This is a genomic window from Bartonella capreoli (assembly GCF_902813205.1).
Lineage (GTDB): Bacteria > Pseudomonadota > Alphaproteobacteria > Rhizobiales > Rhizobiaceae > Bartonella > Bartonella schoenbuchensis.
In genome coordinates, this window is sequence record NZ_CADDZX010000378.1 from 1 (window position 1) to 390 (window position 390).

Consider the following 390-nt stretch of genomic DNA (forward strand, 5'->3'; position numbering starts at 1 on the left):
AACAGTTCTTTCTCGATCGAGCGCATGGGTAAGTTCTAATGCAATATCGGAATGTGTGGATTTAAAGGTTGAAAATTCAAAACCATGACAAGCTTCGTAAACAACACTGTCATCACATTCGACAGCAGAGACTGGAGAAAAACGTTTTAAAGAAAGAAGATCAACAAGATATAGTGCTTCTCCTGGGCGATTGGAAACAGGATCGTTGGTCCAAGGGGTTAAGTGATAATCACGACTATTGTGAGCCGAGGTGAAGATTGCACCTTCAGCTGAGACGTGAAAGACAAAATTATGATTAGCAATGACATTAATCCATGGGTGTGGTGAAGTGGTATGCCCCTTACGATGCAGCACATAATGATTATGTTGATTAAAGCCACCATCAACATT

At 40.8% G+C, this 390-nt stretch carries 1 protein-coding gene; it reads right to left on the reverse strand.

Translation table 11 applies throughout. From position 1 onward, the window contains the following. On the reverse strand, positions 1 to 390 hold a 390-nt coding region (locus J7R05_RS08885; protein ID WP_208541931.1), incomplete at both ends, for a hypothetical protein.